An 18442-nucleotide genomic window follows, 5' to 3' on the forward strand; every position below is an offset into this window, starting at 1 on the left:
CCCGAAACACAACCTTGAGACAACCGGGCCGCAACCGTTCAGAAGTCCGGCCCGGATGTCCGCCCGGTAGGAGCCGTCGCGGCGAATCACTCGAATCCGGAGATTTCCGGCGGACGGCGAGCAATCGCGGTGTGCCCCGGTTGCCGTTCGGTGCCGTACTCAGAGCCGCTCCGGCCTCCCCGATAGGGCTCGTCGCCGCCCCCGAGCGGCTCCCCTCGAAAGCCAGCCCCCTATCGAAGGTTCGATAATGCGCCTCACCCCCCGGCGCGGCACACGACGCACCGTCACGATCGTCGCGCTCGCCGCCGCCACCCTCGCCCTGCCCGCCGCGGTCATCGCGGCGTCCCAGCCCGCCCCGACGCCGTACAATGCCCGTGCGATCACCATGACGTCCGCCGCACCCGCCTCCGCCAGCGCGGAGGGTGTCCTCGACGGCTCCGGCGCCACCACCAGCCCTGGCTGGACCGCCGGGTCCAGCGCCGGCCCGGTCACGGTGCGCCGGATCACCGGCGTGTCCGGCCCGTTCACCGCGAAGACCGCGATGGAGCTGACCCGCACCGCGACCGGCAGCGGCACCGGCGGCGGCTGGGCGCTCGCGCTCGCGCCGCTGCGCAGCCCGCAGACGTTCTTCGTACCCGGCAAGGTCTACCGGATGGAGGCCTGGGTCCGGGACACCCGCGCGTCCGGCTCCTCGATCGGCATGCTGCTGGCCAACGGCAACTACGGCAGCCGGCCGGCGGACGCCGCGGTCTACGGGAAATACTCGGACACGGCCTGGCACCTGATCACCCGTACCTTCGTGGCCACCGCGGCCGGCAAGGCGGACACCTCCGTCTATCTGGCGCTGCCGGCCTCCGGCGCGTTCGCGTTCCAGGTCACCGGCGTCAGCGTCAAGGAGTACGCGGCCGCGCTGCCGGCGCGGACCGACACCATGCCGGAGAAGCTCGTCTCGTTCGCGGGCAAGGCCGGCACCGCGCCGAACGCCGCGCACTGGAACTACGAGACCGGCGGCAACGGCTGGGGCAACGAGGAGGTCCAGACGTACACCAGGAGCCTGGACAACGCGTCGCTGAACGGTGCCGGCAAGCTACAGATCACCGCCCGACAGCAGAGGGTCAAGGGCACCGACGGCATCACCCGCGACTACACCAGCGCCCGCCTGACCACGGAGGGAAAGGTGACGGTCGAGGCCGGCTCGTACGTCGAGGCGGAGATCGTCGCACCGGTCGGCGCGGGCGTGTGGCCGGCGTTCTGGATGGTCGGCACCGCCACCCGTACCCAGGGCTGGCCGGCCGCCGGTGAGATCGACATCCTCGAGGGCTGGGGTGCCACGCCGACGATCGCACACAGCGCGCTGCACATGGCGAAGGCCGGTGCGCCGAAGACCGACATGCCGTACGGCTGGGGCGAGGCCGGTGGCTCCACCGACCTGCGCGAGTCGCTGGACGCCCGGCCGCACAAGTACGGCGTGTACTTCGACCGCAACGTGGTCCGCTTCTACATCGACCGCAAGCCGACGATGACGGTCTGGGCCGCGGACGCGATCTCCTCCGGGCGTACCTGGCCGTTCGGCGGCGACCAGTTCCTGGTGCTGAACGTGGCGGTGGCGAGCGGCACGCCGACCACCCCGATGCCGCGCACCATGACGGTCGGCGACATCGCCGTCTACGAGGGCGGAACGCCCTTCTAGCCGAGACGGAGTTCGGCGTCGATCCGGTCGAGCACCAACGGATCGGCTGACCGGAACTTGCGGGCGAACAGCCGCCGGGTCCCGTGTGGGCCCGGCGGCTGTGCCATTTCCCCAGGGATGAGCGGCGGTGCCCAGCGGGCCGCCTTCAGCTGGTCGGCGTGGGCGGTGGTCAGCCACGGCGGGTGGTGGCCGTCCGGGCTGCCGGCCCAGTCGATGTACCACGGTCCCGCCGCGCACGGCGGCAGCGCGTCCGCACCGGCCAGCGCGGGGCTGGCCAGCATGGTCGGCACGAACGTCTCCTCCGGGATGAGCGTGGTGCGCCAGAACCGCAGCAGGTCCGGCCGGCCGTCGACCAGGTCGAGCAGCAGTCGCGCGTGCGCGCCGGAGTAGATCTTCCAGTGGCCGCCGGCCCGCAGCTCCAGTTCCGCCGGGATCGCCCGGGGCCACGGCCAGCGCAGCGGCACGCCGCGCAGGTGCAGCACCCGGTCGCGGCGGACCAGGTAGCGGCGGTTGAGCCGCCACAGCCCGCCGTCCGGATGCCGGGGCGTGCTCCACCGGTCCAGCGGAAGCGGCAGGTTCGTGATCCACGACCGGCCCCGCCAGACCGCCAGCTCGCGAACCAGGTCGTCGACGCCCATCAGCGGGTAGCAGGCGCCGGAGAGCACCGCGACGTGCCGGGCGTCGACCGCGCGTACCGCGGCGCGCAGCCCGGTCAGCTCGGCCCGGACCAGCGACCAGCTGGCCAGCGCGGTCCGGACCCGGTCGACGACCGTCACGTACGCCGGCAGCCCGGTGGTCATCGCGTGGAACACCGGCGGCGGCGTGCGCGCGTCACAGTGCAGGAACACCGGCACCCCGGCCAGCGTACGGATCAGCCGGTGCACCTGTTCCGGATCCGCGTGGGCCAGCAGCACCACGGCGAGCGGCTCACCCACGGCGGACACCGGTCAGCACCCGGAAGAACCAGACGACCGTGCCGAGCACCAGCGCACCACGTACCGCCAGGAAGAACGGTGTGTCCGGCGCGGCCGCGGCCGCGAGACCGACGGTGACCGACGCGGCGATCAGCGTGCGCAGCCGCACCGGCGATGCCGGGACCGGCGCGGTGGCCGCGGCACCGCGGCGCAGGCCCAGATAAAGCAGTCCGTACCCGGCGACCGTGGCGAGCGCGGCCCCGGCCAGCCCGAGCGGCGGGATCAGCGCCCAGGTGAGCAGCAGATTCGCCCCCGCGGCCAGGCAGACCGCGACCGCGACCACGCCGGTGTGACCGGCCGCGACCAGCGCACGATGCAGCGCCAGCTGCGCGGCGAACGGCACGGCCGCCACCACGACCAGCGAGAACACCCAATACAGATCTTCCGGCCGGTACGACGGAGGCGCCCACACCCGCAGCACGAACGGTGCGCCGATCGCGACGCCGGCCACCAGCGGCACCAGCAGCCGGTAGAGCAGGTCACGGCTCGCCGCCAGCACGGCGGTGCGCTCCCCGTCCTCGGCGAGCGCGAAGAACCGCGGCATCCACGCGGTGTTCAGCACGCCGAGCAGCAGGATCGGCCCGGACGCCACGTTGTAGGCGACCTGGTAGCGGGCGACCGCGTCCGGGCCGAGCGCGGCCTGGATCAGCAGCCGGTCCGCGGTGGACAGCACCAGCATGCCGAGCACGGCGGGGACCAGCGGCAGCGCGTAGGCGAGCGCGCCGCGCAGCATCGGCGCGTCCGCCGGGCGCAGCGCGCGTGGCGGTGCCAGCACGAGCCCGGCCAGCACGGCCACGGCCTGCAGCAGCAGCTGGCCGAGCAGGAAGTTCTCCGCGGTCGGCCGCCCGGCCGCGACCAGGCCCAGGCTCGCGGCCTCGGCCCCCGCCGACTGCAACAGGCTGACCAGCGCGAACGCGGCCAGCCGATCCTGGCTGCGGAGCAGTCCGAGCGACGCGTTGGTGATCGCGGACAGCCCGGCCCAGCCGATCGCGAGCCGCAGCGCGGGCAGCTCACCGGTCAGTCCGAGCGGCCGGGCCCAGCCGGGCGCGGTGACGAGCGCGAGCCCGGTGACCGCGAGCGCCAGCACGATCGCGAGCGTGACGATCCGGCGCGCGCCCTCCGGGCCGCTGAGGCCCGGGCGGGCGTAGGCACGCTGGATCGCGGTCTGCAGCCCGAACCCGCCGACCACGAACAGCACCTGCATGACCGTGTTCGCGGCCGCGACCGTGCCGAACTCGCCGGTGCCGAGGAAGCGGGTGAGCACCGGCGTGAGCAGCGCGGCGCAGCCGAGCTGCACCGCCCAGAGGATCATGTAGAGCGAGTCCCGGCCGAACAGCCGGGACACGTGCGCGTCGACGCTCACGACGCCGGCCGGTAGGAGAAGACCACGGTCTCGCCGGAGCGGAACGCCACCGACCAGCCGGGCGCGGCCGCGAACGCGTCGCGCAGCGCGGCGAAGTCGTCCCGGGTGTGCAGCCCGTACTCCCAGCCGTAGTACGACGTGACCGGCGACCAGAGCGCGTAGAAGTGGTCGGTCCGCCAGTTCGCCTCGCGGTCCGCGTACTCCTCGAGCAGCGCGGTCAGCCGGGGCACCGCGGCCTGCGGCGTCTCGCCCGCGGGCCGGTGCGCGACCGGGTCCAGGATCGGCCGGTAGACGGAGACGTGCGTGCGCTCCCGGGTCGGCGGCACGCTGGGCAGGTCACCGGCGCCGAGGATGAGCATCCAGCTGCCGCGCGGCCGGTCCAGGAAGTACTGGAACGCGGCGCGGTCGCCGGGCCGGCTCACGTTGGACGCGTCCATGCTGAACGCGGCCGTCACGAACGTCGCGGTCAGCGCCGTGGTCAGCGCGAACAGCGCGGGCCGCCGGCGTTCGGTGAACGCGCCGGCCGCGAGCAGCGCCAGCCACGGGATGCCGAACAGCGCGGCGCGGAAGATGCCCTCGTTGCCGTACGCGTTCCCGGCGATGATCACCAGGCCGACCGCCGGGCAGGCCGCCATCGCCCAGGCCCGCTCGTCGCGCAGCCGGGTGGCCAGCACACCGGCCGCTACCAGGCCCAGCAGCACGATCCCGGCGGACAGCGCGACCACGCTGACCGTGACGATCGGCAGCCGTTCCAGGTCGTCGACCGCGGTGGTGCGCGGCGGCCGGAAGTTCGCGGAGTCGCCGACGCCGCGCAGGCTGAGGAACGAGGAGACCGCGGAGAAGTGCGCGAGCGTCCAGGCGATCGCGGGCAGCAGCACGGTCGCGGGCGTCCACCACGGCCGCACCCAGCGGAACGCGGCCAGGACCACCAGGATCCCGCCGGTGATGTACGGACTGAGCTGATGCGTCACCGCGAGCACGCACCCGGTCGCGACCAGCAGCGGCATCCGCCACCGCAGATCGGACAGCGCGAGACCGAACGCCAGCAGCCCGAGCACGAACCCGAGCGACTGCGGCGAGAAGTAGTCCGCGCCGATCGGGTCCGCCAGCACGGCCAGCGCCACCGCGATCCACGCCTGGTACGGCGAGGCCAGCACGCGCCCGGCCAGGTGCCGCAGTGCGACCACCCGGAACACCGCCATCAGCGGCGGCCAGGCGATCGCCAGCCGCATCGGGTCGCGCAGGCCGGCCACGTCGCACAGCCAGGCGACCGCGGCGAAGAACCCGGGCCACGCGTTGTACGCCCGCACCGAGGAGTCGAGCAGGCCGAGCGCGCGGATCTGCTGCACCAGCTCGACGTGCTTGTTCGCGGACTGCGAGCGCGGGCCGTCGTAGACCAGCGCGGGCGTGACCGTGAGCGTCAGCGCGAGGATCAGCACGGAGACGGCCAGCGCGGTCTGCGTACCGGCCCGCGCGGTGGCGAGCCCGATCAGCACGAGCGCGAGCCCGGCGTACCAGACCGGGCCGATCCGCACCAGGAAGCCCCACAGGCCGGGGTCGAGGTGCCGGTGGGTGAGCGCGGCGCCCAGGCAGAGTGCGCCGCCGAGCACCGCGACCAGCCCGGATGCGGCGCCGTCCGGACGCGGCCACACGATCGGCTCGCGCAGCAGCGACAGCCCGTGCGCCACCACGGCCGCGACGGTGAGCGGCACGAACACCGCGATCGGAGACCAGACGCCCATCAGCAGCATGCCGGTGCCGACGATGATCGGCAGCGCGAGCGCGGTGAGCGCGGTGAGTGTCAGCCGGGTGCCGGCCGGCAGGCGCAGCAGCGGCGCCCATGGCGCGGAGCCCAAGCCGAGCAGCGCGAACGCCAGCAGCGCCACGCTGCGCAGCCCGGGCGCACCGGCCAGCTGGAACAGCGCGGCCAGCGGGAGCAGCAGCAGACTCCCGGCGGAGAGCGCCAGCCGCGCGGTGGTGTCCGGGTCGGCGGTGCGGAGGGAAACATGTCTCCTCTCCGGCTTGGGGGTAGGTGGCCGCGGTGTCACCGGATACTCCCGGAGCGGCGGGCCCGCAGGTAGAGCAGCGGACCGGCGAGGTATCCGGCGAACTCGCGCCGCAGCGCGGCCCGGGGAGCGCTCACCCCGTCCAGCCGCCGGTGCGTGTCCGCGCGGATCCGGGCCAGCCGCAGTAACCCGGCCGGGACCCGGCGCAGCAGGTCATGGCGGGTGTCCCGGGTGAGCACCAGCTTGGTCAGGTACGCGGTGAGCCCGGTGCCGTACCCGTACATCTGGCGCAGCAGCGAGCCCGGGTCCGCGCGGTGGTGGTGCCAGACGACCGCGGCCGGCTGATAGGCGATCGCGTGCCCGGCGCGCAGCACCCGGACGAACGCGTCCAGGTCCTCGCCCCCGCGGGTCGGCGAGCCGGCGCCGAGCGCCTCGTCGAAGCCGCCGATCGCGAGCGTCCGCTCCCGGTGGAACGCCACGTTCGCCCCGGTGCCGAAGATCCCCGCGGAGTACGGGTAGAGCGGCCCCCCGTCGGTGTCCCGGTCGAACAGCCGCGCGGTGACCCGGCCGGACCAGCCGGAGTTGCGCGCGTCGAAGTACGCCTCGGACGCGTTGCCGATCGAGGCGGTGCAGACCAGCCCGGTCACGCACGCGACGTCCGGGCGCGTCGCGAAGCCGCGAACCAGCCCGTGCACCCAGCCGGGGTCCACCGAGACGTCGTCGTCGGTGTAGGCGACGTAGGTGCCGCGCGCCGCGATCAGGCCCCGGTTGCGGGCGGCGGACAGGCCGGGCCGCGGCTCCCGTACGTACCGGAGCCGGCTGTCTCTCGTGGATCTCGCCGTGACCAGGCGTTCCGTCGAGTCGTCGGACGGCGCGTTGTCCACGATCACGATCTCCAGCCGCGGGTACGTGAGCGCCGCCAGCCGGTCGAGCGCGGCGCCGAGCTGCCCGGCCCGGTCGCGGGTGCAGACCACCACGGAGACGAGTTCGTCCTCGGCCACCCGGTTCGGGCAGGCCGCGCCGGCCGGTGCGGGCCGCTCGCCGACCGCCGGCTCCGCGCCCTCGACCGCCAGGTGATCGAGCGCGGCCGGGCCGAACGCCCGCCAGGCGGTCGCGACCAGCTCGTCCACCGTGGTCCCGGCCGGCCGGGTGAGGTAGCCGAGCGGCTCGCCGTGCAGCCGGACCAGGACCCGCATCCGCGGCTCACCGCGCGCCGGCACGACCGAGGCGAGCCCGTCCACACCGGAGAGCTCCAGTTCACAGCACCGGACACCGACGCCGGTGGCCGCGGGCGCGGCGGGCAGCACGGCGGTCACAGCACTCCCTCCAGCGCCTCGGACGCCTCGGCCGCGGACCGTGCGAACGTGAGCCCGGGCAACGCGTGCAGGTACGCGTCGTACGCGGCCGAGATCTTCCCGGAGCAGTTGTCCATCGCGATCACCGGAATGCCCATCAGCGCGGCCAGCACCGCGGCGTGCAGCCGGTCGGTGACCACCGCGCGGCCCCGGGAGAGCACGGCGCGGGCCCGGTCGACGTTGTGTGCCGCGAGCGCGGCGAACGAGCGCTCCACCGTGGTCTGCAGCGGCCCGCGCAGCACCGGCAGGTGCCGGGCGACCGCGGACGGCGCGCGCAGCAGGTCCCAGCGGAGCCGGTGCGCGCCCCGGAAACCCCAGTCGGTGCGCAGCGCGCGGGCACCGGCCGGAATCATGACGCGGTGGTCGCCGGTCTGCTCGCCGTCCGTGCGCAGCAGCAGCACCACGTCGTGTGTGGCCGGTGCGGTGCGCGCCTGCGGTCCGGCCCCCGGTGCGAGGTCGGGGCAGAACTCGGCGCGGACGCCGGGGAACGCGTCCCGGGCCCGGGCCAGGCTGCGCTCGTCGCGCAGCAGCAGCGTGAGGTCCGGGTGGGCGTGGAACGCGGCACTGGCCCGCGCGAGCCGCGCCGAGTCGCGGAAGTCCATGGACTGTGGCAGCTGGACGATCGGCCGGTCCGGGTGCTCGCGGAGCAACCGTTCCCGGAAGTCCTGGCGGAGCGGCCAGAGGTCGCCCAGATTTCCCCCGCCCTGAATGAAGATCGGACCCGCCGGATGCCGTTTGCGCAGTACCGTGGGGCTGTAGGTCCGGTCATCGGCGAGATACCGCACCACGAGGCCGAGTCGCCGCAGATGGGCCACCTGTCCAAGGTGGATCAGCGAGTCGCCGGCGTTGTCGTGAGCGGGGAAGTCGAGCAGCGCCACGTGCGGGCCGCCGGGCAGCAGATCCTGGAGGATCGCTCCCGTCCGCGCGGTCAGGGCGCGGACGGGATCGTCGATGCGGGCGTCGGTCACGTGAGAGTCCTCCGGGCGACGGTCATCGGGTGGCCCTCCGGGTTCCGGTCGGGCGGCCGGTCAGGTAGCCGAGCGCGGTCACGGTCAGCCCGGCGAGGATCGCGCCTGCCTGGAGCAGTCCGCTGGGCCGCCGGATCGCACCGGCGAGTCCGCGGGCCACGCCGAGCGGCAGCACCACGCGGACGTACCGGCGTTCGGCCGCGAGCGCGGCACCGGCACCGGCCAGCGCGGCGACCGCACGCTTGGACCGGCCCTCGTGGTAGCAGCGGCTCAGGAAGTAGCGCAGCCGCTGCCGGTCGGCGGGCACCAGGTGGTCCACCCGGGCCCGCGGGTCGAAGACGACGGCGGCACCGGTGTGCCGTCGCGCCAGGCGGATGCAGAACTCGGTCTCCTCGCAGCCGACCGGGAGCGTCCCGACCCGGCCGACCACTTCGGAGAAGCCGCCGACCTCGGCGAAACACGACCGGCGAATCGCCATCGAGGCGCCGATCGGGTTGCGCACCGGCGCCGGCGTGGTGGGCAGGCCGCGGTAACCGCAGCCGACCACCCAGCCGAACTCGGGCGGGAACCAGCACGGCGGCGATCCACCGGCCCAGCGCGGCGCCACCTCGGTGCCGACGACCTGCACGGCCGGGTCGGCGAAACCGGCGCGGACCCGGCCGAGCCAGCCGTCCGCGGCGGTGGCGTCGTCGTCCAGGAACGCGACGACCGGGCAGTGGCTGAGCCGGACGCCGGTGTTGCGGGCGCCGGACAGGCCGGGCGGCCCGGCACTGGCGACCGCGTGCGCGCCGGGGATCTCCCGGTCCACCCGGGACAGCAGCCCCGGGTTGTGGTCCACCACGACGATCAGCTCGTCGTGCGGTGCCAGCTGGGCGATGACGGACGCGCAGGCGGCGACGAGCTCGTCGAAGCGTCGTTCGTGGTAGGTGCAGACGACGACGCTGATCGCGGGCGTGCCCGTATGGTCGCCGGCTCTGGTGGTGTCCTCCGGTGCGAGCAGGGTCACGAGAGCCCTCTCGCGCCCGCGCGGGCGTGCTTGCGGCCGGACGCGGTGCCGCGGATGCGCATGGACGCGGTCACCCGGTGCCGGCGCCCGGCCACGGTCGCGGACGCCGCGGCCATCTCGACCGCGAGGTGCGGAATCGGCTTGCGCGGCCATTCGCGCATGATGGTGCGCAGCACCCGGAGTCCGTCGGTGATCGCGTTCAGGTTGCTCACGCCGTGGATGCGCTCGTGCTCGTAGCTCGGCACCTCCTCGACGCGCAGGCCGGCCCGGGCCACCCGCAGGTTGAGCAGCGTCTCGATCTCGAAGCCGTCGCCCCAGAGCCATTCGCCGTTCGCGGGCCGCGGCGTGGTGTGATCCAGCCCGAAGATCGGCAGGTGCGCGGTCCAGAACGCGTTGTAGCCGTAGCAGAGGTCGCTGTAGCGGGTGCGGAACAGCACGTTCACGAAGAGGCTGAGTGCTTTGTTCCCGAGTCGCCGGATGCCCGTGATGTCCGCGCTGCCCCCGCTGGCTACGAACCGGGATCCCTTGGCGAAGTCGGCACCGCGGCGCAGTGCCTCGACGAAGCGCGGGATCTCACCGGGATCGGTGGACCCGTCCGCGTCGATCATGACGATGATGTCCCCCGTGGCCGCCGCGAATCCGCAGGCCAGGGCGTTTCCCTTGCCCTTGCGGCCCTGCTGGATCACGCGAATGCCGGGCAGCAGGCGCCGCGCGGTCTCGACCGTGTCGTCCACGGAGCCGCCGTCGACGAGGATGACCTCGTCCACGTCCGGCATCGCGCCGAGCACGTGTGGCAGGTTCCGGGCCTCGTTCAGTGCCGGAACGATCACGCTCACCGAAGGAGGCGGCGCGTGATGGTGATATTGCATGGCATCTCCAAACCACCGGTGTTGTGGGTGCATGCCGTCACGCTGTGTGCCGTGACCGTTACAGAGTAGGCGGGGCACATCGGTGGAGAGCGCATGAATCACAGGTAATGCCCGCAAGGTATCTCGGTCCAGGCGAAGTGGACCCTCGCGATAAACCGCTCCAGTTACCCTCATTCGGGCATTTCATACGTGGTCGGCGGAACTTTATCCGTACCGTCGGGACAGTCCGTCAGCAAGCAGTGCGAAGGCGTCCGCGGCGGCCGTGACCGCACCCGGATGGCGCACGTCCGCGCTCTCGCCCGCGGCCAGGTGCCGCCAGTTCTCCCGGGCCAGGATGCGGCGCACGGCCACGACCTGACCGGCCGCAACGAGGTCCGGCGACCCGGGCGTGTCGGACCCGGCCAGCGCCGCGGCCAGCGACTCCTCGTCACCGGCCGCGTGTGCGGCGACGCGCGCGGCCAGCGCCGGCGTCTCGAAGACCATCCGGTGGTACGCCAGCACCTCCGGATGGTCGTTGAGCCCGGTCACCGGGTCGCGCGCGTCCAGCCCGGCACGGAAGTGCGCGTGCAGCGCGCCCAGCGGCGGCACACCGGCCGGGCGGGCGAGCACCACACGGGCCGGCTCGCCCGCATGATCCGCGGCGCGGTGCAGCGCCAGGTCCTCCTTCGAGGCGAAGTACTTGAACAGCGTGGGCTTGGAGACCTCGGCCGCGGCCGCGACCTCGGCGACCGAGACGCGGTCGTACCCGCGCGCCAGGAACAGCGCGATCGCGGCGGCGGAGATCGCATCCCGGGTGCGTTGCTTCTTCCGCTCGCGCAGGCCTCCGTCGATCACGCGCTGAGCGTACCAGTGGAAAGATTTTGACTTGGTAATTTTCTTTACTCGGTTAAGCTTTTGTCATGGCGGTTTCCTCCGACGAACTCGAGTTCCTGGCCGCGGTGCACGCGGCGCTGACCCGCATGCTGGACACCGCGACTCACCGCGTCGCGACCGGCGCGGACGTGGCCGGCGACCGGTGGACGGCCGAGCGGCTCGGCCGCATGCTCAAGAGCCACCTCAAGGAGCTGCGCGAGGAGCCGGACGCGCCGCCCTACTTCGGCGCGCTGCACCTGACGGACGGTGAGCGGTACCGGATCGGCCGGCGCCGCGTCGCCGACGCGCAGGGCACGCCGCTGGTGCTGGACTGGCGTGCGCCGGTGTCCCGCGCGTTCCACCAGGCCCGCGCGGCGGATCCGCAGGGAGTGCGGGCCCGCCGCCGCTACGGCTGGTCCGGCAGCACGCTCACCGGGTACGAGGACGAGACGCTCGCCGCCGGCCTGCCGTCGCTGAGCCGGCTGGTCACCGAGGAGATCGAACGGCCGCGCGTCGGCCCGATGCGGGACATCGTCGCCACCATCCAGCCGGACCAGGACAACCTGGTCCGCGCCGGGATCGGCGACACCGTGTGCGTGCAGGGTGCGCCCGGCACCGGCAAGACCGCGGTCGGGCTGCACCGGGCGGCGTACCTGCTCTACGCGCACCGGCGGCAGCTCGAACGCGCCGGCGTGCTGGTGCTCGGCCCGAGCCGGGTGTTCCTGGACTACGTCTCCGCGGTGCTGCCCGCGCTCGGCGAGGTGCGGGTCGAGCAGCGCACGCTCGCCGGGCTGCTGCCGGTCCCCGCCGTGGCCATCGACTCGCCGGAGGCCGCGCTGGTCAAGCACGACGTACGAATGGCCGGCGTGCTGGAGCGCGCGCTGTGGTCGCACGTGAACCCGCCGGCCGAGCCACTGTCGGTGACGGACGGTTCGTACCGCTGGCGGATCCCGGTTCCCGCGCTGACCGCGCTGCTGCGCGAGGTGCGCGCGGAGAAGCCGCGCTACGGCACCGGCCGGGAGCGGTTCCGGGCCCGGATCGTGGCGCTGTTGCAGAGCCAGGCGGAACGGCGCGGCGAGACACCGGGGTACGCGTGGCAGCAGCGGATGTCACGATCCGCGCCGGTCCGCGAGCTGCTCGACCGCGCCTGGCCCCGGGTCCGCCCGGATGCGCTCGTCGCGGCGTTCCTGAGCGCGCCCGCGGATCCCGCGCTCTCCGGGGCCGAGTGCGCGGCCATCCGGTGGCCCCGGCCCCGGTCGGCGCGCGCGGCCCGGTGGACCGAGGCGGACGCGCTGCTCATCGACGAGGTCGCCGGGATGATCGAGGCGCCGCCCGGGTACGGCCACATCATCGTCGACGAGGCGCAGGACCTCTCGCCCATGCAATGCCGGGCGATCGCGCGCCGCAGCACGCACGGCTCGCTGACCGTGCTCGGCGACCTCGCGCAGGGCACCACGCTGTGGGCACCCGCGTCCTGGTCCCCGCTACTGGCCCACCTCGGCCGGCCCGGCACGCCGGTCACACCGCTGACCGCCGGTTTCCGGGTGCCTGCCGCGGTGCTGGCGATCGCGAACCAGCTGCTCGGCCCGCTCGGCGTGGACGTGCCGCCGGCCCGGTCGGTGCGCTCGGACGGCGTGGTGCGCTTCCTGCCGTCCGGGCACCTGCCGGCGGTGGTCGACGAGGCGCTCGCGCGGGAGGGCTCGGTCGCGGTGATCGCGGCGTCCGTCGACGGGCTGTCGCTGCCGTCCTCACCGCGGCTGACCGTGCTGCCCGCCGCGCTGGCCAAGGGCCTGGAGTTCGACCACGTGATCGTGGTCGAACCGGCGGACATCGTGGCGGCCGAGTCGCGCGGCCTGAACCGGCTCTACGTGGTGCTCACCCGCGCGGTCTCCAGGCTCGACGTGATCCACTCCCGGCCGCTCCCGCCGGCACTGCGCAGCCGCCAGGCACCGCAGTGACAGCGCTCGTAGCGGACCGGTCCGGTGCTGGTGCGGTGACTGGAGACCGTGCGCCAGGTGTGCTGTTCCGTCATGCGGTCAACGATGATGTAATGCCCTTGTGCACATCAACCCTTACGGCGAGGACGCGGTCCTGCTCGCGATAGACCTGCTGCGCCACCCACCGGCGACCGCGGCCGAGCTGGAGGCGCGCTGCCGCGCCGCGGACCTGATGATCGAGCAGCCGGTCACCGACGCGGACCTGGACGCGACGCGCGACTTCCTGCACACCTGGCTCGGCGTGGTGGACGCACCCGACTTCACCACCCGCGCCGACCGGCTCAACGCGCTGCTGGCCGGCTCGTCCGCGCACCCCCGTCTGACCAACCACGCGAACGACGGCTGGCACGTGCACTACCGCGGCACGAATCTGCCGCTCGGCTGGCTGCTGCGCGCACTGATCAGCGTCGGCACCGCGCTGCACCTGGCGGGCCGCGGCATGCACCGCCTCGGCCGCTGCGCCGCCCCGGACTGCGCCGCCCCGTTCGCCGACATCAGCCGCACCGGCCGCCAGCGCTACTGCACCACCACCTGCGCCAACCGCGACGCCGTCCGCCGCCACCGCGCGCGTACCCCCGCGGCCTGATCCTGGTTCGTTCGACGGCCCATCCCCGCCTCGCCGTCCGTCGGCGCGCTCGTTCGCCGAAGGCACCGGCGCGACCGAGGTCCCGGCACAGGCCGCGGGCGGGGTGTGTCGCGGCGACCACTCCTCCGCGGTCCCCGCACCACCGGTATCGACGTGCCTGGAGTCGCGCTCAGCGGCGGCCGCGTGTCGTGGCCAGCGCCCAGGCGATCAGGGCGGGCTGGCCCAGGACCCGCAACGCGCTCCGCTTCATGATCGGCACTCCCCGGGGACGCAGCATGACGACCTTCACGTGATCTCCCGTGCCGCGCCGGCCAATCCTGCTCAGAGCGACGGCTTGATCAGTTCGTCCGCCACCCATCCGGCCACGCCCTCCGGGTAGAACGGCGGCAGGCCGAGGACGACGTGGCCGAAGCCCGCGTCCCGTGCCTCCGCGATCCGGTTCCGCGTCGTGCCGGGGTCGTCGTACGAGACCGGCAGGTGGATCGACCGGGTGATGGTGGCCGGATCGCGGCCGATCTCCGCGCAGTACCGCTCCAGCAGCCGGCTCCGCCGGGCCAGATCCTCGATGTCACCGCCGCCCGCGATGTTCCACAGGTCGGCGTGCGCCGCGACCACGCGCAGCACCGGCGACGACCGTCCGCCGATCATGATGGGCGGATGCGGCCGCTGCACCGGTTTCGGGCTGCCGAACGCGCCGCTCAGCCGGACGTGCTCGCCCGCGAAGTCGAACGGCGCCTCGGACGTCCACAGTCGGCGGATCACGGTCAGCGACTCGCCGAGCGCGTTCACCGACCGGTCGAAGTCGTGGTACGGCAGCCCGTGCGCGTCGTACTCCCGCCGGGCCGGCGGATAGTTCGGCCGGGACCCGGCGCCGATGCCGAAGTCCAGCCGTCCGCCGGAGATCACGTCCACCGTCGTCGCGATCTTGGCGAGCATCGCCGGTGGGCGGAAGCGGTTGCTGGTCACCAGCAGGCCGAGGCGCAGCCGCCGGGTCTGCGCGGCGAGCGCGGAGAGCAGCGTCCAGCCCTCGTAGATCGGGCCGTCCGGATCGCCGCCGAGCGGCAGGAGGTGATCGAACAGCCAAGCGTGCTCGATCTCCTCGATCGCGTCCGCCTCCCGCCAGACGCGCGCGATGTCCGCGTACCCGACCTGCATCGGCGCCGTCATGATCCCGAAGCTCACTTGGACTCGATCCGGCCGAGGTCGTCGCTTCCCGGCAGCGTCTCGCCACGCAGGTACGCCGTGGTCACCCGCTGGATGAACGCGACCCGCTCCGGGTTCTCGTCCGTGGTCTCGGTGACCGCGTAGCCGGCGATCCCACCCAGTGAGTGCTCGCCGCCGTACACCGTGAGCAGGCTCTTCGGCGCCGGGCTGAGGTGGTAGACGTCGGTGAACCACTCCGGGCCGCGCACCGACAGCATCGACTGGTCCTTGTCGCCGGCCACGATCAGCGCCGGCGTGGTCATCCCGGCGAAGTCCGGGCTCATGAACGGGAAGTGCTCGGCCGCGAACGGCGTCAGGTCGTCCCCGCCGGTGCCGGTCGCGGCGAGCAGCACACCGGCCGAGATCCGCGGGTCGCGGGCCGGGACCTCCATGCCGACGACACCGGCACCGAGCAGCACGCCCACGGTCTGCGCACCCCACGAGTGGCCGGCCACCGCGATCCGGTCCCGGTCGAACCGGCCCGGGATCGCGGCCTCCAGCACGTCCAGGTTGTCGAGCACCCGGGTCACGTCGTCGATCCGGGTGCGCCAGATGTCCGGCGTGCGTGGGTCGTCCGGCGCGAGGCCGAGCCGGAGTGAGTCGAGGTGGGTCGGCTGGATCACCGCGAAGCCGTTCGCGGCCCAGTGATCGACGAGCGGCCCGTACCCGATCGCGGACTGGTGGTAACCGTGCGAGAAGACGATGACCGGCAGGTCACCGCCGGTCGCCGGCGCCGAGATCCGCACCTGCAGGTCGTCGCCGCGTTCCGGGGCGGGCAGGATCACCGGGTGGATCGTGAGAACGGTGTTTGGCGTGCTGGTGGTCATGACGTACCTTCCAGTTCCAGACGGCCCAATAATCGGAACCGTGTTCCGCACCAACGTTACGGAACCATGTTCCGTTTGCCAAGAGGAGTGACGGTGGTCACCGACCCCCCCGCGCCACGCAAGCGCGCCGACGCCGAGCGCAACAAGAAGGCGCTGCTGGACGCGGCCGCCGCCGCCTTCGTCGAGTCCGGCGTAGACGTGCCGGTCCGCGACGTCGCCACCCGCGCCGGCGTGGGCGTCGGCACGATCTACCGCCACTTCCCCACGCGCGCCGACCTGATCGTCGCGGTCTACCGGCATCAGGTCGAGGCGTGCGCCGAGGCCGGTCCCGCGTTGCTGGCCGCCGGCCCGACGCCGCACGCCGCGCTCGCCGCCTGGATCAACCTGTTCGCCGACTTCCTGGTCACCAAGCACGGTCTGGCCGAGGCGCTCCAGTCCGACAACGCCGCGTTCGCCACGCTCCACGCGTACTTCCTGGACCGCCTGCTACCGGTCTGCGCCGACCTGCTCGACGCCGGCATCGCGGCCGGCCAGATCATCCCCGGCATCGACCCGCTCACGCTGCTCCGCGGCATCGGCAACCTCTGCATCGGCGCCGGCGACCCGCGCTACGACGCCCGCCTGATGATCACCCTGGTGATCAACGGCCTTCGGCCGGAATAGCGGAGATTCATTTTCCCGCTTCCGGCGTGGTGCTGCCCGTACGCTCCCGCGGGCACCGGTTCCGTCGCCGGTCACCGAAGAGCCCGATCAGCGGATCTCCATCTCGAAGATGCTGAAGCCCCAGATGGTCGCGACCTCCGTCCCGTAGAGCCGCACGTACCGCCCGGTGGTGTTCTTCGGCGCGGTCGCCTTCACCGTGCCGCCCGCACCCGCGGTGGTGCTGTAGATCGACTTCCAGGTACTGCCGTCCCCGGACACCTCGACCCGGTAGGCCCGCCCGTACGCGGTCTCCCAGAACAGCGTGACGCTGCTGATCCGCCACGTCTCCCCCAGATCCACCATGATCCACTCCGGAACCGAGTACGCGCTGCTCCACCGCGTGGCCATGTCTCCGTCCACCACGCTCACCGCCCGCGTCCCGTCCGCCTCCGTGGACGCGAACACCGGCCGCCCACGCGCGATGTTGACCCCGGACGGATTCGTCTTCGGCCCCGCCGGCGTCGGCGCCTTCGTCGACGGCGCCCGGCTGGGCGACGGCGCCGCCACGGAAGTGGAACTTCCCTGACTCGGACCGGCCGTTACCGACGGCGTTCCGGACGGCGACGGCGACGGCGTGCCCGGCGCCACCGTCGACGGCCCCGACGGATACCCCAGCTGCCAGGACAGCGTCGCCACCGCACTCGGCAGTGCCACCGGCCCCGCCTCGCGCTCCTCCCCCAGCACCGGCACCACCGCCGCCGCCAGCCCCACCACCAGCAGAATCCCGGCAGCTACCACCCACGGCACCACCCGCCGCGACCGCGCCCCCGGCACAACGCCACCTTCACCCGGGCCGCGGCCTTCACCAAGTGCGCCGCCTTCGCCGGGAGCGCGGCTTCCGCCCGCCGCACCGGTTGGCGCCGCCAGCCTGGTCGTCGGCCTCCCGGACACCGGCCCGGCCCCCACGCGCCCGGAGGCCGCATCCCCGGCCCGCTCCACGGACGCCGCTTCCGCCGCACGTCGGGACCCCGGCGCCGACCCCGCGCCGCCGGCAGGCCGATCCGGCAGCTCCGCGAACGTCGGACCGGCTGCACCCGACCCGAACTCAGCAACCGCCCCGCCGGCCTCCGGCGCGCGCTCCGCGAACGTAGGCCCGGGCGCACTCGCCCCCGGCACCACGGTGGCCGATGCTCCCGCGGACCGCTCCGCGGGCAGCGTTCCGGCCCCCGACTCCGGCGCGGCCTCACCGCCCTCCGGCGCCCCCGCCATCGACAACCCCCGCAACACGATCGCCCGCTGCGCACGTGGCTGCCCGGACTCCTCGAAGCCACCGAGCCCTCGCTCACCGGCCTCGGCTTGCGTCTCCGGACGCTCCACACCCGACGGGCCGGCGTCCCTGCCGTCCGGCTGGCGCTCGGGCTTCTCCATGTCGGCTCCCCTGCGTGGCGCTGCCTACTGCCGGAGGAGGTTAACCGGATCACGTCGATGCCTCCGCGTCACCCCGCGACAGACCCGGTCAAGGGCACGACGCCCGCGCCCGTTCTCGCCGGCCGGTGCCCGACTTCCGCGAGCACATTTACGGACAACGATTGAATGACGTGTCAACCTGGAGCGCGTACCATGGTGGGGTGACTAGCTGGCTGAGCGATGATGAGCAGCGGGACTGGCGGCGGTTCGTCGTGATGCAGAACCGGTTGATGGCACAGCTGGCGGCGCATCTGCAGGCCGAGGGTGGGCTGTCGATTCCCGACTACGAGGTGCTGGTGCATCTGTCCGAGGCGCCGGACGGGCGCATGCGTTCCACCGACCTGATCGAGCGCATCTGCTGGGAGAAGAGCCGGCTGTCGCACCACCTCACCCGGATGGAGAAGCGCGGTTTCGTCACCCGGGAGACCCGGCCGGACGATCTCCGCTACTCGGACGTGGTGATCACCACGGCCGGGCGGGCCGCGATCGAGGCGGCGGCGCCCATGCACGTGGCGCACGTACGGTCGTGGTTCATCGAGGCGTTGAGCGCGGAGGAGCTCGCCGTGCTGGGCGAGCTGTCCGACAAGGTGACCGCGCGGCTGGACGAGGCGACCCCGGCCTGTCCGGCCTGAGTGCC

17 protein-coding genes are annotated in these 18442 nt (G+C 73.4%); 6 read left to right on the forward strand and 11 right to left on the reverse strand.

Translation table 11 applies throughout. The annotated features are described in order from the left end of the window. The first annotated feature begins 247 nt into the window (after positions 1-247). Positions 248-1690: a glycoside hydrolase family 16 protein gene (locus J2S42_RS16365; RefSeq protein ID WP_307240100.1), complete on the forward strand. Its 1443-nt coding sequence runs from the start codon at positions 248-250 to the stop codon at positions 1688-1690. On the opposite strand, the gene J2S42_RS16370 is transcribed toward J2S42_RS16365, so the two are convergent. The 8 genes from J2S42_RS16370 to J2S42_RS16405 form a co-directional block, all read right to left on the reverse strand. Further along, positions 1687-2625, reverse strand: a complete 939-nt coding sequence (locus tag J2S42_RS16370; RefSeq protein ID WP_307240102.1) for a beta-1,6-N-acetylglucosaminyltransferase — start codon at positions 2623-2625, stop codon at positions 1687-1689. The genes J2S42_RS16365 and J2S42_RS16370 overlap by 4 nt on opposite strands. Then, positions 2618-4027 (reverse strand): lipopolysaccharide biosynthesis protein, encoded by a 1410-nt coding sequence (locus tag J2S42_RS16375; protein WP_307240104.1) that lies wholly within the window; start codon positions 4025-4027, stop codon positions 2618-2620. The genes J2S42_RS16370 and J2S42_RS16375 overlap by 8 nt, the downstream gene beginning before the upstream one ends. Then, positions 4024-6075 (reverse strand): hypothetical protein, encoded by a 2052-nt coding sequence (locus J2S42_RS16380; RefSeq protein ID WP_307240106.1) that lies wholly within the window; start codon positions 6073-6075, stop codon positions 4024-4026. Before J2S42_RS16380 ends, J2S42_RS16375 begins: the two co-directional genes overlap by 4 nt. After that, positions 6072-7349: a glycosyltransferase family 2 protein gene (locus J2S42_RS16385; protein ID WP_307240109.1), complete on the reverse strand. Its 1278-nt coding sequence runs from the start codon at positions 7347-7349 to the stop codon at positions 6072-6074. Before J2S42_RS16385 ends, J2S42_RS16380 begins: the two co-directional genes overlap by 4 nt. Beyond that, positions 7346-8356 carry a polysaccharide pyruvyl transferase family protein gene (locus tag J2S42_RS16390; protein WP_307240111.1) on the reverse strand — a complete coding sequence of 337 codons (1011 nt, stop codon included), beginning with the start codon at positions 8354-8356 and terminating at the stop codon, positions 7346-7348. The genes J2S42_RS16385 and J2S42_RS16390 overlap by 4 nt, the downstream gene beginning before the upstream one ends. Before the next feature lie 22 nt (positions 8357-8378). Next, positions 8379-9362: a glycosyltransferase family 2 protein gene (locus tag J2S42_RS16395; RefSeq protein WP_307240113.1), complete on the reverse strand. Its 984-nt coding sequence runs from the start codon at positions 9360-9362 to the stop codon at positions 8379-8381. Further along, positions 9359-10198 carry a glycosyltransferase family 2 protein gene (locus J2S42_RS16400; protein ID WP_307240115.1) on the reverse strand — a complete coding sequence of 280 codons (840 nt, stop codon included), beginning with the start codon at positions 10196-10198 and terminating at the stop codon, positions 9359-9361. Before J2S42_RS16400 ends, J2S42_RS16395 begins: the two co-directional genes overlap by 4 nt. Before the next feature lie 237 nt (positions 10199-10435). Further along, positions 10436-11065, reverse strand: a complete 630-nt coding sequence (locus J2S42_RS16405) for a TetR/AcrR family transcriptional regulator (RefSeq protein WP_307240116.1) — start codon at positions 11063-11065, stop codon at positions 10436-10438. 65 nt (positions 11066-11130) lie between these two features. On the opposite strand from J2S42_RS16405, the gene J2S42_RS16410 reads away from it, so the two are divergent. Beyond that, positions 11131-13041, forward strand: coding sequence for a HelD family protein (locus J2S42_RS16410; protein WP_307240117.1), 1911 nt, complete (start codon positions 11131-11133; stop codon positions 13039-13041). Between the two features lie 100 nt (positions 13042-13141). Continuing rightward, positions 13142-13666 (forward strand): CGNR zinc finger domain-containing protein, encoded by a 525-nt coding sequence (locus J2S42_RS16415; protein WP_307240118.1) that lies wholly within the window; start codon positions 13142-13144, stop codon positions 13664-13666. A gap of 321 nt (positions 13667-13987) precedes the next feature. On the opposite strand, the gene J2S42_RS16420 is transcribed toward J2S42_RS16415, so the two are convergent. Both J2S42_RS16420 and J2S42_RS16425 read right to left on the reverse strand, forming a co-directional pair. Beyond that, positions 13988-14833 (reverse strand): LLM class flavin-dependent oxidoreductase, encoded by an 846-nt coding sequence (locus tag J2S42_RS16420; protein ID WP_307240119.1) that lies wholly within the window; start codon positions 14831-14833, stop codon positions 13988-13990. An 11-nt stretch (positions 14834-14844) separates the two neighbouring features. Further along, a complete protein-coding gene (locus J2S42_RS16425) occupies positions 14845-15696 on the reverse strand; it encodes an alpha/beta hydrolase family protein (RefSeq protein WP_307240120.1) in 852 nt (283 codons plus the stop codon). Between the two features lie 93 nt (positions 15697-15789). On the opposite strand from J2S42_RS16425, the gene J2S42_RS16430 reads away from it, so the two are divergent. Continuing rightward, the gene (locus tag J2S42_RS16430) at positions 15790-16359 is read left to right on the forward strand and encodes a TetR/AcrR family transcriptional regulator (RefSeq protein ID WP_307240121.1); all 570 of its coding nucleotides are present in this window, start codon (positions 15790-15792) and stop codon (positions 16357-16359) included. Positions 16360-16446: 87 nt separating this feature from the next. Here J2S42_RS16430 and J2S42_RS16435 read toward each other — a convergent pair whose 3' ends face one another. After that, positions 16447-16746 carry a discoidin domain-containing protein gene (locus tag J2S42_RS16435; RefSeq protein ID WP_307240122.1) on the reverse strand — a complete coding sequence of 100 codons (300 nt, stop codon included), beginning with the start codon at positions 16744-16746 and terminating at the stop codon, positions 16447-16449. Here J2S42_RS16435 and J2S42_RS16440 point away from each other — a divergent pair. Together J2S42_RS16440 and J2S42_RS16445 are read left to right on the forward strand one after the other, a co-directional pair. Further along, entirely contained in the window at positions 16700-16924 is a 225-nt protein-coding gene (locus J2S42_RS16440; protein ID WP_307249326.1) for a hypothetical protein, read from the forward strand. The genes J2S42_RS16435 and J2S42_RS16440 overlap by 47 nt on opposite strands. Positions 16925-17966: 1042 nt before the next feature. Then, complete coding sequence (locus J2S42_RS16445; RefSeq protein WP_307240123.1) at positions 17967-18437, forward strand: MarR family winged helix-turn-helix transcriptional regulator; 471 nt, start codon at positions 17967-17969, stop codon at positions 18435-18437. Positions 18438-18442 lie beyond the last annotated feature (5 nt).

The sequence above is a fragment of the Catenuloplanes indicus genome, from assembly GCF_030813715.1.
Classification (GTDB): domain Bacteria; phylum Actinomycetota; class Actinomycetes; order Mycobacteriales; family Micromonosporaceae; genus Catenuloplanes; species Catenuloplanes indicus.